The organism is uncultured Buchnera sp., assembly GCF_913776765.1.
GTDB classification, from domain to species: domain Bacteria; phylum Pseudomonadota; class Gammaproteobacteria; order Enterobacterales; family Enterobacteriaceae; genus Buchnera; species Buchnera aphidicola_AO.
On the sequence record NZ_CAJYPO010000001.1, the window covers coordinates 631392 to 644038 of the forward strand.

The window sequence follows — 12647 nt, forward strand, 5'->3', positions numbered from 1 at the left end:
AAAAATTTTTTTTAAAATTTAATTTTATTTTAGCAAAAATTAAATATATTTCTTAATTTAATAAAAACTACATTTTTAAAAATGTATAAGATATAAATGAAATTAATTGATTAAGTAAACTTTTAAAGAAAGGAAAAGAAATAGACATTAAATAATATAACATTAATATTCCTATCAATAAATTTAATGGAAATCCAATAGAAAAAATCGATATTTGAGGAGATAGACGATTTAAAATACTCATTATTAAGGTAGATAACAATAAAAAAATCATAATTGGTAAAATAAACATAAGACCATTCAAAAAAATACTACCAGAAAACTTTAATAAAACAAAAAAAATATTAGAATTAAAAAAAATAACGTCAATTGGTATACTATAAAAACTATCTATTAACATAAAAATTAAATAAAGATGAGTATTAAGTATTAAAAAGAAAAACAAAGTTAAAACATTTAACCAACGCGATATTATAGAAGTACCTATATTCCGATTTACGTTAAAAAAATTAGCAAACGATAAACCCATTTGTAAACCTATTATTTCTCCGGATAAATTAAATGCAGCAAATAAAAATTGACACGTTAATCCTAAAGCTATACCAATTAAAATTTGCTGAAACAGTAAAAATAAACCTATAACAGAAAATAATTCTATATGTATTTTAGGTAAAAAGGGTTTTATTAAAAAAGCAATCAAAATAGATAAAATTATTTTGATTTTTTTATTTATATTTTGATCATTAAAAATAGGTGCCGTTGAAAAAAATGCTAAAATTCGAACTAAAGGCCAAAAAAAGTTACTGATTAAAATTGCTAATTCTAAACTATTAAACGTCAACATTATCTTATAATAATCGATGGTATATTGTAAAATAAGTTATGCATGTAATCTAACATAACGCCTAACATCCAAGGACCAAGTATACTTATTACAAGTAAAATAGAAATTATTTTAGGAATAAAAGAAAGAGTTTGTTCATTTATTTGAGTAGCTGCTTGTAATATACTAATAATCAATCCACTAACTAAAGAAGATAATAATAACGGAGATGCAAGCATTAACGTAACTTTCATAGCACTATGAAACAGTCCCATTACATATTCTGGTGTCATAAAAAATCCTTTATTATATAAAAAATTCTTTCATATACAAAATTAAATTTTAAAACTCTGTGATAAAGAAGTTACTAATAATTGCCATCCATCTACTAAAACAAATAGCATTAGTTTAAAAGGTAAAGATATTGTTGATGGAGGAACCATCATCATACCTAAAGCCATTAAAACACTAGCAATAACTAAATCAATAATCAAAAAAGGTATAAAAATAGTAAAACCGATTTGAAAAGCTGTTTTTAATTCACTGGTAATAAATGAAGGTAACAAAATACGCATTGGTATTTCTTCTTTATTTTTATAAGAAGAAATATGTGCTAATTTAGAAAATAATTCTAAATCAGAAGTTTTTGTTTGATTTAACATAAATTTTTTTAACGGAATTGAACCTTTAATAATAGCTTTATCCATATCAATTTTTTCTTGACTAAAAGGAAGATATGCTTCTTTGTAAATCTTATCAAAAGTAGGAGACATAATAAAAAAAGTTAAAAAAAGTGCTAAACCAAGTAATATTTGATTTGGTGGTGCATATGGAGTTCCCAAAGCATTTCGTAACAAACCAAAAACAATAATAATCCTCGTAAAACTCGTCATCATTAAAAGAAATGCAGGAAGAAAAGTTAATGAAGTTAAAAAAACTAAAGTTTGTACTGGTAAAGACCATGTTTGACTTCCATCACTTAAAATATGACTTGTTGGTCCCGGAATATCAGCATAAACTAACGGACAAAATAAAAATAAGAAAACAAATGGAATAATTCGATAAAACATTGTTTTTTTTCCAAAATATTTTAGCAAAAATTTTTAAAGAATCGTTAAAATGTTTCGTTGGTAAAATGATTTCTTTTTTTTTATCAACCAAATCATCTTTTAAATTAGATGATAACGTATGTAGATGAGTAATATGACTTTTTGTTATTCCTAATACTAATTTTATTTCTTCAATTTTGATAATAACAATAGATTCATTAGGTCCAAGAGATATTCTATCAATAGTTTTTATATAAGAATTTCTGTTATTTATTTTTAATAAAGAAATTTTTTTTAAAATCCAACTTAAAATCAATATTAATAGTAATATTTCAAACAATGAGCTTATTACATGAAAAATATTTGTAGTATTAAAAATTATTTCAAATATATTTGGTGCCATTTGTGAATACAAATTATTTTCCATAAAATTCAAACTGGTGTATTAACACAATTTAAAGAATCATTCATACTAATAATACGAATGCCATATTTATTATCTGAAAATACAATTTCTCCTAAAGCAATTAATTTATTATTTACAAAAATTTTTAGAGGATCTTCTTTTTTTCTTGTTAAGAATAACATACTTCCTTTTGAAAAATTTAATAAATCTTTTATTTTTACTTTTGATTTTCCTAATTCTATAGTTACATTAACTGCTATATCGAAAAGTATTTTTTTTTCTTTTGACAATTCGTTATTAGAAATATTTAACTTTTTTCTTTTTTCTTCGTCAGCTAAGTTTTTATTAAAATTTTTATCATTATTTTGTTTTATATTATCATCATCAAATTTGTTAAAATTACCTTTTTTTTGTATTTGATTCATTATAATTTTCCTTATATTAACTTTTTTCAAAGTTCTAATGAAGAAATTTTTCTAAAAAAATAATAGATTTTTCATCAAAAATCTTATGTTTTCCTAAAAAAACTGGTTTTTTTTCTATATGTACTATAACTTTTTCAGGATCTTCAATTAAAAGCACATCTCCTTCACGTAAATTATCAAATTTATATTTGGGAATAGAGGATATAATAAGCTCTGCAATAACATCTAGTTCAATTTCATATACATGTTCAATAAAAATATTTTCTTTAAAAATTGTACTTTTTAAAGATATGTTTGTATCTAACGAAGTGAGTATTTTTTTATTTTTTTGTTTTATTGTTGAAAGGGGGATCAAAATACTTAAAAATATTTTTATACCATTTAAATTGAAATCAAAATAATTAGTTATGAAAGGATTATTTGTAGAAAAAAAATTCTTTTTTAAGTCAATGATATTGAAATTAAGAAATTTTATATCTATATAAAAAAAATCTTTACAGGATTTACAGTAAGTGTCTATGATAAACTCTACTATTTTCTTATTAACAAAATCTTCTGAATAAGTAATTTCTTTTTTTATATCTATTTTATTTATAGTATTACCCTTACCTCCAAATAAAAAATCTATAAAAGTAGATAGTAAATTAGGTGAAAAAAATATAAAAGATTTTCTTTCTAAAGGTTTTATTTTTATTAAATTAGAATATAAATAGTGAAAATTTTTATCATCATTTGTATAACTATTAATCTTTACTGTATGAAAATTTAGTTTGATATCACTTTTAATAAAAGTAGAAAAAATCATTATTATTTTTTTTATAAATTTTTGATTAATTTTTTCTAATTTTGTTATTTCACTTTGAGTTAAAAAATCATCTAAGTTTTTTTCTTTTTTATAAATTATTTTATGTGTATTATCTAAATTAGTACTTTTGCCCATTTATAAAGCACCTCATAGGTAAAAGTTATTAAAAGATTATCTTAAATGCTAATTTCTTAAGCATTAAAAACGTAATTAAAATTTTTATTTTAAAATATATCAAACATTTTTTTTTAAACGTATATGTCAATTAATTTACACTGAATTAATTTTATACAATATTCTTTAAAATCAGATGTTTTTTTTAATTTATGTTCATCAAAAAGAGAATTTTTTGCTATTTTTTTATAAATATTTTTCTTTGAAAAAGAAGAGTTATCAATATTAATTTTTTCTAATTGAATGCCATTTTTAATTAGTGCATGTCTCAAAAATGGAACACAATTTTTTAAAAAAACTTTAATTTCATTATGACTAGAAACAAAATTTAATGTTGCTTGATCATTTTTCATTTTAATTTTTATATTTACAGAACCAAAATATTCTGGTTTAAAAAATATTTCTGCTTTATTTTCTTTATTTGATATAAAAAGCAATATTTGATGATTAATTGCTTTTTTCCACTTATCGTTTTTTTTTGAATTAAGAAATTCTAATGCATTAGTGTCAAATTTAAAATATTTTTTATACTTACTATCCTTGATAGTATTTTTTCCATAAGTTGCTATATTGCTGATTTTGTTTACATTTTTTAAAAAAAACAAATTAGGTTTATTATTTTTATAATTTCTAAAAGACGTTAAAATTTTATTATTTGAAACAATATTTCGATTAGATTTTATATCCAAATACCTATCTTTTCTAAAAGAATATTTATCTTTAAAATTATTAAATATATTAATTTGTTTAAATTCATTTAATTGGTTTTTAACTTCTGTCGCTTTTTTAAATATTGGATGTACTATAAACTTTTTATATTTTTCATTTTTTTCTGTATTATTTTCTTTTTCTAGATTTATTTTTTTATATTTTTTTAATTTAAAATTTTTATCTATATTTTTTTTTTGTATAGTTTTATATTTATAATTTTTCTCAATACTACAATTGAATGTTGTATCTTTTTTATTTAAAATATTTATTAAATTAGTAATAACAAAATTAATAGATACTATATTTTCATTATTTTCTTTTTTTTCTTTTGTAGAAACATTATCAAACTCAATTTCTTTATTAATAAAAATTTTTTTTAGTTCATTAAAATTAGATTTAGACGAAAAATTTAAAGAAGTCAAATTATAATGTTGATTATCTGATAATTTTCCTTCTAAAACTATATTATCAGGATATTTAAACATTATAACAGCTTCCTTTTTCAAAAGTTTTTAATTGAGAAAATTCATCAGCGAGTATTTGTTCTAGTAATAATTTTTTTTTTATTACTTTTTTACTATGTTTTGTATGTAGATAATTCCAAGTTTTTAATTTTATTTGTTTTTTAGACCATTTTTTTAAACTTTCTTCAAAAATACTTTGGTATTTTTTAATTTTTTTTTCGTTATCTTTAATAAGAAAATACAGCATAAAAATAAAATTGTTATAATTTCTTAATTGATATAAACATATTCCTAATTCTATTTTACTTTTTAATTTTTTTAAATATTCATTTTTATAATCTGTTAGCAAAATTAATTGTTTGACATATTTTTCTTTTTGAAGATATAAATTTTTAATATTTATTGTATATTTTTCTATATTTTTTTTTTCTATATTCTCTAACATAGAGAATAAATTTTTTTTACATCTCATAAATAAATATCCTATTAAGTTCTCAAATAAAAAAATTAAATAAATATTTGATTTAATTCTTCACAGGAAGATAAATAACTGCTTTTTTCTGATTGCTTTTGTTGCAAAAATTTTTCTAACATAGGCCACATTTTAATAGCATGGTCTAAAGTTGGATCAGTTCCTTTCAAATACGCACCAATTTTTATTAAATCTCTGTTTCTTTGATAAGAAGCAATTAATTTTTTAAAATAACAAGCTTGAGAATATTGTTTATTACTAATAATATTAGGCATTACACGACTAATAGAACTCTCAATGTCAATTGCTGGATAATGTCCTAATTCAGCATAATATCGAGATAATACAATATGTCCATCTAATATAGAACGACAAAGATGAGAAATAGGGTCTTGAGGATCTTCTTCACTTTCAGTTAATACTGTGTAAAATGAAGTAATAGAACCGTAATTATTTGCATTTCCTGCACGTTCTATTAAAATAGGAATTTTTGAAAAAACAGAAGATGGATATCCCTTAGATATAGGTAGTTCTCCTAAAGACAGTGAAACTTCTCTTTGTGCCATTGCATAACGAGTTAAAGAATCCATAATTAACAAAACATGTTTATTTTTTTTACGAAAATATTCAGCTATGCTGGTAGCATACAAAGCAGCTTCTATTTGTAATAAAGGAGATACATCGGCAGGAGCAGCAATTACTACAGATCGAGACAATCCATTTGAACCAAGTATGTTTTCTATAAAATCTTTTACTTCTCGTCCTCGTTCTCCAATTAAACTGATAACAACTACATCAGCTTTTGTATATTTTGCTATCATTCCTAAGAGAATACTTTTTCCAATACCTGAACTGGAAAAAATTCCTATTCTTTGACCTCTTCCTATAGTTATAAGGGCATTTATAGCACGTATTCCAGTATCTAAAACTTTAGTAATTGGTTTTCTATTTAATGGATTAGTGATATTATTTTCTATAAAAGAAAAACATTTTGGATTTAATTTAGAAAGTCCATCTAAAGGCATACCTTTACCATCAAGTACTCTGCCTAACAACTCTATTCCTAATGGAATTTTTTTTACAATACAATTTGTGTTTTTAGAAAATTTTAAAAATACTCGCGTACCAGGAAAAACACCATGTGTCTCTTCAAAAGAAAATAATAATGTTTTTTCTTTTTTAAAACCGACTACTTCAGCATGAATATTGAAAATTTTGCCATCTATTATTCTTTCAACAAAACATTGAGATCCAATTGGTGCTTTTAGTCCAACTACTTCTAAAAGTAAACCATTAACACCAACAAGACGACCATAAGAAAAAAAATCAGAAAGTTTATTAATTTTCTTTTCAAAAGAAGAAAAATTGTTTAATAATTCAGAAAATCTTAATTTCATCAACATTCCTCTGAAACAAGACGACATAATTCTTTCCATCTAGCATCAATAGTATTATCTATATCACCATTTTCTGATCGAATTTTACAACCGTTAATATCTATATTATTGTCATAACATAACTCCCATTTATCTTTATGAATAGAATTATTTATTATTTTTTCTAAAATTTCTTTATTATTAGGATGAACAATTAACTGTTTTTTTTTCAAAAAAAAACTATCATTATTCATTATTTTTTTTATATTTTTTAATAAAATTGATTCATCAATTTCAATTTTTTTTCCAATAATATAAGAAGAAATTATTAATACTGTTTTTAGTAAACGTGTGAATAACATTTTGTCAAATAAAGAAATAGAAACATTAAAATTAGATAATAACTGATCCAAATTATGAGTGAATGAAATATATTTTTTTTCTTTTTCTTTAAGACCGTTCTGAAAACCTAAATTATATGCTTCTTCATTAAAATAAGCGTTTTTTAATTTATCTACTGTTTTTAATTTATTAAGATTTTTTTTATTTTCAATATTAGTAAAAAAATCTTTTTCTGTTAATTTATACGAATTCCAAAAATAAGTTTTATTATTTTTCGATTTTTTCAAAAATATTTCTTCTGGATACCATGGTTTCCAATTTTTTTTTATATCCATATTAGACATAATATTTTCCTAATTTTTTTAACGAAAAAATACCATTATCTAAAATATTTTTAAACATCATTAAAATCAATTTTTGTTCGTTTTTTATTGCCACATCAGAAATATAAGATTTTTTTTCTAAGTAAAAAGATAATTTTTTTGCTTTTTCCATGTCCATATTTTTAAAAAATTTGTTTCTTACAGACATACTGGTACCCTGAAGTGCAATAAATAATTTTTCTTTTTCTAAGTTTTCGATAAGACATTGAACATATTTATCTTCTATTTTAACGATGTTATCAAACAAAAATATTTCTTTAACAATTTTACGAGTTAACTTTTTATTAAGTAAATTAATTTTTTTTAAAACATCTTGTTCATGTTCTATCTTCATAGAATTTAAAATTTTAGCAATAGTTTTTATGCCATCTTTTTCTGAAAAAATTAATTTTTTTCTTTTCGATAAATTATCAATTATTTTTTTTAAATCAATCAAATTAGACTCTTCAATACCATTAAATTCTGCAATCCTTAAAACAATTTCAGTACGTTTTTCTTCACTTAAACCTGAAAGAATCTTAGCCGCTTGATTTTTATCTAAATATATAAGTATTGTCGTCAAAATTTGAGGATGTTCTTTTTCTAATAAAGAAACTACTTTTTCTGATTCCATATAATTAAATTCTTGAATACACATTTTAATATTACGAATTTCTAATGCTTCATCTAATAAGATACGACCTTGTTTTTCTCCTAATGTTTTAGTCAGCAAATCACTAATATAGTTTTCATCATTATTACAAATTAAATTATTTTTTTTCAGAAAAAGATCATAGCACTCACATAATACTGTATTTAATATCGTATTAGAACATTGATTAATATTAACCATAGAAGTAACTAATTCTTGAATTTCAAAAGGAGTTAAATGTTTTAATATTTCTGATGCTTGATCAGCTCCTATTGACATCAATAAAAGTGCACTTTTTTCAGTACCATTTAAAGTCATTTTTTATCACTCATCCATTGACGAATAATCGACGCTATAATACGTGGATTTTGATTAGATATATTGCAAATTTGATGAATTAATTTATCGGTATTTAAATCTTTTGAACCCTTTAGTTGAGAAATAATTTTTTCTTTTTTATCTTTTTCTAAATCTTCTTCATTTTTATTTTTATGTGATTTATGATCTTTAATATCATTTTTTAAAGTATTAGTTGATGAAGAAGAAAAAAAACATTTTTTTAAAAGAAAAAAAAGAAAAAAAACAGAAACAAACCATGGTGTTAAATTTAAAAAAGTATTCGAAAAATTAGATTGCTTAGAATCTTTTAATAATTTAACAGGAGGATTCTTGTTTTTTTGAACAAAAGATTCATTAAGAATATATACGCTATCTCCTCTAATTTTTGAATAACCTATTGATTCACATACTAAATTTTTAATTTTTTTTATCTTTTCTATACTGAGAGGAACTGATTTTCCATTTTTATCTTTAACAAAATTAATTATAACTGCAGCTGATAATCTTTTTATTTCTCCTATATTCATTTTAGTATGAGACACACTATGATTTAATTCGTAATTTATTGTATCATCATGACTAATATCAGAATTAGAATTTATAATATTATTCTTTAAATCTTGACTACTTTTTACAGTATCAGATTTTTTAATTTTATTATCAAGATATCTTTTATTGTTTAAATTATTATTTGAAAAAAAACTATTTTGAGAAAAAACTTTTTCTGGTTTGTTTTCTTCTGTTCTATTTTTAATCTTGTCGTTCACAGTACTTTGACGAGATCGTATTGCTTGATTTTTATAGTTTGTATTAGGTGTATATCGTTCTTGTGTTTTTTCTTCAGAATTAAAATCTATTTGTGCAGTTACTTGAGCATGAACATTATTTAATCCTAATAAAGGTTCTAAAATATTTTTAATCCTATTTCTATAACGAGATTCAATTTCTTCAGAATATCTTAGTTTTACATCATCAATTTGATTTATACCTAATGATGAATTATTTAATAGTTTTCCAAATTGATCTATTATTGTTATATTTTCTATAGATAAATCAGATATACTACTGGAAATCAAATGCAGTATAGCATTGACTTGACTGTGATCTAATCCTCGATTAGATTTTAGACTTAAGATAACAGAAACTGATGGTTTTTTTTTATCTTCTAAAAATAAAGAATTTTTTGGAAATGCTATATGTATTTTTGCATTTTTTACAATATTAATTTTTTCTATAGTACGAGCTAATTCTCCTTCTAAAGCACGTTGATAATTAATTTGTTCGCCAAATTGACTAACTCCAAATCTTTCTTTATCTAAAATTTCATAACCTATATCTCTATGAAGAGGATTGCTTTCAGAAAATTGTAAACGAAGTTCATAAATTTTATTTTTTGGAACTAATAATTGACCAGAATTTTCAGAAAATTTATAGGGTATTTTCATTTGATTTAATTGATCAATGATAATCTCTCCATCTTCGTTGGATAAATTGTTATATAAAACTTGATAATCAGGAGATTTACGCCATATAGAAATTGAAACAGTAGTAATCACAGCTAATACAAATAAAATAATTAAAACACGCGAATTTTTAAAAAAATAAGATAAAAAATTATTAAATTTTTTTTTCTCTTCTGAAACTGATTCTTCTATAGTACTGAAATTCATAACATCTTCCTAATCTGATAGTTAATCCTAACTATATAATTGAATCAAAAATAATAAATTTCACTTGAAATAAAAACATTTCCTGATAAATTAAAAACATATAAAATATTTATATTCATTAAAAATACAATAATTTTTTAAAATTGTATTGAAAAACAAAAAAATAAAAAATTTAGAGGAAGATATGTTTATTGATAGTATTCACGACAAAAACATTTATACAAAAATTGATTTTTTAAATACAAACAAACAAAAAAACAAAGAATCTCATGATTTTATTAATTATTTTCAAACAGCATTAGGAGAAATAAGCAATATTCAAAATAATTCAAAAAAAAATATTGAACAATTCCAATCAAATCATTCCGATATATCTTTAAATGATATAATGATAAATTTACAAAAATCTTCTATTTCTATGGAATTAGCTATTCAAGTAAGAAATAGAATTATTTCAGCTTATAAAGAGATAATGAATCAACAAGTTTAACTCAAAAACTGTGCTAAATTTTGTATTTTGTTTAGCACAGAATTTTGAATGTATAATTTTTTGATATTAAAAATACAAAAAATTAATGAATATATTATTTTATTTTTTTATCAAACTTTTTATTTAGCTTTTTTGTCAAACTTTTTAGTTAGCTTAAACTAATCTAAAAAAATACTACAAAATTTACATAAGATAATCAATTAGTTAATAAAAATAAAATTTTTAAAAAATATATAATCATTTTCTTTGGAGCTAGGCGGACTCGAACCGCCGACATTTTGCATGCCATGCAAACGCTCTGCCTCTGAACTATAGCCCCGAAAATATTACAATATAAAAACACATTAATTCTGTCAATTTATTTTTCTATTAAAATCAATAATGATAAAAATTGAATAAAATACAATTATAAAAAATAAAAATATTACAAATATAAAATATAAAAACTTAAACATAATCTTATTAAAAATAAGATGTGTCAAATTTTTTATAATTAAGTCTAAAATAGATTTTAAATAAATATAATTTATTATTTTTTTTGACTAATCATTATTTTTTCTCTAAATGATTTAGATCATCAATATTTTTCTTCTTAATAAAGACCATTGCTCTTTTTAATCTCAGTAAAGTTTTTTCTTTTCCAATCAAAAAAATTATAGAACTTATATTGGGTGAATATATATTTCCTGTTAATGCAACACGTAATAACATACTTATTTTTTTTAATTGCGTTTTAAGTTTAACAGATTTATTCTTAATCATTGTAGATAATGTTTCATTTTTCCAAATAGATATTTTTTTTATATTTTCATATAAATTTTTTAAAATAACATAATTTTCCGGAATTAAATATTGATCAGCAGCTAATTTTTCAAAATCTTTAAATTCTTCATAAAAATATCTAGCGGACTGCGCAATTTCTTTTAAGGTATGATAACGATTTCTTAATAAGATTAAAACAGATTCTAAATTAGGTCCATTTTCTAAATTAATATTTTCGCAATTTATATGATATTTTAAAAGATCAGAAATATAATTTAACGGTAAATTATTGATATAGTATTTATTCAACCAAAAAAGTTTTTTCATACTAATAGAACTAGAAGACTTGCTAATTTGTTTTAAATTAAATAATTTTTGCATTTCTGAAATACTAAAAATTTCTTGATTACCATAAGACCAACCTAAACGTATTATATAATTAAGTAAAGCTTCTGGTAAAAAACCATCTTTATAATATTCTAAAATATTTAAAGAATCTTTTCTTTTAGAAAACTTGTATCCTTCTTCGTTAAGAATCATTGAAACATGAGCATAAATAGGTATTTGAGCATTTAAAGATTTTAAGATGTTTATTTGACGAGGAGTATTATTAATATGATCTTCTCCACGAATAACATGAGTAATATTCATATCTAAATCATCTATTACGACACAAAAATTATACGTGGGGATTCCGTTAGAACGTTGAATTATAAGATCATCTAATTCTTCATTTTGAAAAACAATCTTTCCTCTAATTTTATCTTCAAATGTTACTTTACCAGAAACTGGATTTTTGAAACGTACTACATAATTCTTATTAAGAACATTTCTCTGATTTAAATTTCTACAGATTCCACTGTATCGTGGTTTTTCTCCTTTAGAAATTTGTTTTTTTCTTTCATCTTCTAATTTTTTTAACGAGCAAAAACATTTATAAGCATTGCCTTTTTCTAACATAATTTTAATGACTTCTTTATATCTTTCTAATCTTTTACTCTGAAAATAAGGACCTTCATCCCAATTTAATCCCAACCATTCTAATCCATACAAAATAGATTTAACAGATTTTAAATCAGAACGTTCAAAATCTGTATCTTCTATACGAAGAACAAATTTTCCATTATAACGACGTGCAAACAACCAAGAATATAAAGCAGTACGAATACTGCCAATATGTAAATTTCCAGTAGGACTAGGCGCAAAACGAGTTTTTACTTTCATATATTCCTTAAACTAAAAATTTTTACTTAACTTATTCATATATTTTATATATATTTTTTTGAATTTTATAAATTAATTTTATAAATGTTAAATTATAGATA

Annotated in this window: 14 protein-coding genes and 1 tRNA gene; 1 reads left to right on the forward strand and 14 read right to left on the reverse strand. The window is 21.8% G+C overall.

Annotation, left to right across the window (positions count from 1 at the left end; translation table 11 throughout):
- Positions 1-67: 67 nt before the first annotated feature.
- From fliR to fliF, 12 genes are all read right to left on the reverse strand, one after another.
- The gene (gene fliR, locus QZ401_RS03050) at positions 68-844 is read right to left on the reverse strand and encodes a flagellar biosynthetic protein FliR (protein WP_295164823.1); all 777 of its coding nucleotides are present in this window, start codon (positions 842-844) and stop codon (positions 68-70) included.
- Positions 844-1116: a flagellar biosynthesis protein FliQ gene (gene fliQ, locus QZ401_RS03055; RefSeq protein ID WP_295164824.1), complete on the reverse strand. Its 273-nt coding sequence runs from the start codon at positions 1114-1116 to the stop codon at positions 844-846. Before fliQ ends, fliR begins: the two co-directional genes overlap by 1 nt.
- 42 nt (positions 1117-1158) lie before the next feature.
- Positions 1159-1893 (reverse strand): flagellar type III secretion system pore protein FliP, encoded by a 735-nt coding sequence (fliP, locus tag QZ401_RS03060; RefSeq protein WP_295164825.1) that lies wholly within the window; start codon positions 1891-1893, stop codon positions 1159-1161.
- Positions 1832-2299, reverse strand: a complete 468-nt coding sequence (gene fliO, locus QZ401_RS03065) for a flagellar biosynthetic protein FliO (RefSeq protein ID WP_295164827.1) — start codon at positions 2297-2299, stop codon at positions 1832-1834. Before fliO ends, fliP begins: the two co-directional genes overlap by 62 nt.
- A gap of 5 nt (positions 2300-2304) precedes the next feature.
- Entirely contained in the window at positions 2305-2703 is a 399-nt protein-coding gene (gene fliN, locus QZ401_RS03070; protein WP_295164828.1) for a flagellar motor switch protein FliN, read from the reverse strand.
- Between the two features lie 34 nt (positions 2704-2737).
- Positions 2738-3643: a FliM/FliN family flagellar motor switch protein gene (locus tag QZ401_RS03075; protein ID WP_295164829.1), complete on the reverse strand. Its 906-nt coding sequence runs from the start codon at positions 3641-3643 to the stop codon at positions 2738-2740.
- A gap of 113 nt (positions 3644-3756) precedes the next feature.
- A complete protein-coding gene (locus QZ401_RS03080; RefSeq protein ID WP_295164830.1) occupies positions 3757-4878 on the reverse strand; it encodes a flagellar hook-length control protein FliK in 1122 nt (373 codons plus the stop codon).
- Positions 4871-5329 (reverse strand): flagellar FliJ family protein, encoded by a 459-nt coding sequence (locus tag QZ401_RS03085; protein ID WP_295164832.1) that lies wholly within the window; start codon positions 5327-5329, stop codon positions 4871-4873. The genes QZ401_RS03080 and QZ401_RS03085 overlap by 8 nt, the downstream gene beginning before the upstream one ends.
- A gap of 35 nt (positions 5330-5364) precedes the next feature.
- On the reverse strand, positions 5365-6765 hold the full coding sequence (locus QZ401_RS03090) for a FliI/YscN family ATPase (RefSeq protein ID WP_295164834.1): 1401 nt from the start codon (positions 6763-6765) through the stop codon (positions 5365-5367).
- Positions 6726-7391: a FliH/SctL family protein gene (locus tag QZ401_RS03095; RefSeq protein ID WP_295164835.1), complete on the reverse strand. Its 666-nt coding sequence runs from the start codon at positions 7389-7391 to the stop codon at positions 6726-6728. Before QZ401_RS03095 ends, QZ401_RS03090 begins: the two co-directional genes overlap by 40 nt.
- The gene (locus tag QZ401_RS03100) at positions 7384-8379 is read right to left on the reverse strand and encodes a flagellar motor switch protein FliG (protein ID WP_295164836.1); all 996 of its coding nucleotides are present in this window, start codon (positions 8377-8379) and stop codon (positions 7384-7386) included. The genes QZ401_RS03095 and QZ401_RS03100 overlap by 8 nt, the downstream gene beginning before the upstream one ends.
- Positions 8376-10070: a flagellar basal-body MS-ring/collar protein FliF gene (gene fliF, locus QZ401_RS03105; RefSeq protein ID WP_295164837.1), complete on the reverse strand. Its 1695-nt coding sequence runs from the start codon at positions 10068-10070 to the stop codon at positions 8376-8378. The genes QZ401_RS03100 and fliF overlap by 4 nt, the downstream gene beginning before the upstream one ends.
- 184 nt (positions 10071-10254) lie before the next feature.
- On the opposite strand from fliF, the gene fliE reads away from it, so the two are divergent.
- The gene (gene fliE, locus QZ401_RS03110; RefSeq protein WP_295164838.1) at positions 10255-10560 is read left to right on the forward strand and encodes a flagellar hook-basal body complex protein FliE; all 306 of its coding nucleotides are present in this window, start codon (positions 10255-10257) and stop codon (positions 10558-10560) included.
- Between the two features lie 247 nt (positions 10561-10807).
- Here the strand turns inward: fliE and QZ401_RS03115 are convergent.
- Both QZ401_RS03115 and gltX read right to left on the reverse strand, forming a co-directional pair.
- Positions 10808-10879 (reverse strand) — tRNA-Ala (locus QZ401_RS03115).
- A 230-nt stretch (positions 10880-11109) separates the two neighbouring features.
- Positions 11110-12546, reverse strand: a complete 1437-nt coding sequence (gene gltX / locus QZ401_RS03120; RefSeq protein WP_295164840.1) for a glutamate--tRNA ligase — start codon at positions 12544-12546, stop codon at positions 11110-11112.
- Positions 12547-12647 lie beyond the last annotated feature (101 nt).

Excerpts from the sequence above, each read along its gene's own strand:
- QZ401_RS03095 (WP_295164835.1), bottom strand. The coding sequence starts at position 7,391 with ATGTCTAATATGGATATAAAAAAAAATTGGAAACCATGGTATCCAGAA.
- QZ401_RS03075 (WP_295164829.1), bottom strand. The coding sequence starts at position 3,643 with ATGGGCAAAAGTACTAATTTAGATAATACACATAAAATAATTTATAAA.
- fliE (WP_295164838.1), top strand. The coding sequence starts at position 10,255 with ATGTTTATTGATAGTATTCACGACAAAAACATTTATACAAAAATTGAT.
- fliR (WP_295164823.1), bottom strand. The coding sequence starts at position 844 with ATGTTGACGTTTAATAGTTTAGAATTAGCAATTTTAATCAGTAACTTT.
- QZ401_RS03090 (WP_295164834.1), bottom strand. The coding sequence starts at position 6,765 with ATGGAAAGAATTATGTCGTCTTGTTTCAGAGGAATGTTGATGAAATTA.
- QZ401_RS03085 (WP_295164832.1), bottom strand. The coding sequence starts at position 5,329 with ATGAGATGTAAAAAAAATTTATTCTCTATGTTAGAGAATATAGAAAAA.
- fliO (WP_295164827.1), bottom strand. The coding sequence starts at position 2,299 with ATGGAAAATAATTTGTATTCACAAATGGCACCAAATATATTTGAAATA.
- fliQ (WP_295164824.1), bottom strand. The coding sequence starts at position 1,116 with ATGACACCAGAATATGTAATGGGACTGTTTCATAGTGCTATGAAAGTT.
- QZ401_RS03100 (WP_295164836.1), bottom strand. The coding sequence starts at position 8,379 with ATGACTTTAAATGGTACTGAAAAAAGTGCACTTTTATTGATGTCAATA.
- gltX (WP_295164840.1), bottom strand. The coding sequence starts at position 12,546 with ATGAAAGTAAAAACTCGTTTTGCGCCTAGTCCTACTGGAAATTTACAT.
- fliN (WP_295164828.1), bottom strand. The coding sequence starts at position 2,703 with ATGAATCAAATACAAAAAAAAGGTAATTTTAACAAATTTGATGATGAT.
- QZ401_RS03080 (WP_295164830.1), bottom strand. The coding sequence starts at position 4,878 with ATGTTTAAATATCCTGATAATATAGTTTTAGAAGGAAAATTATCAGAT.
- fliF (WP_295164837.1), bottom strand. The coding sequence starts at position 10,070 with ATGAATTTCAGTACTATAGAAGAATCAGTTTCAGAAGAGAAAAAAAAA.
- fliP (WP_295164825.1), bottom strand. The coding sequence starts at position 1,893 with ATGTTTTATCGAATTATTCCATTTGTTTTCTTATTTTTATTTTGTCCG.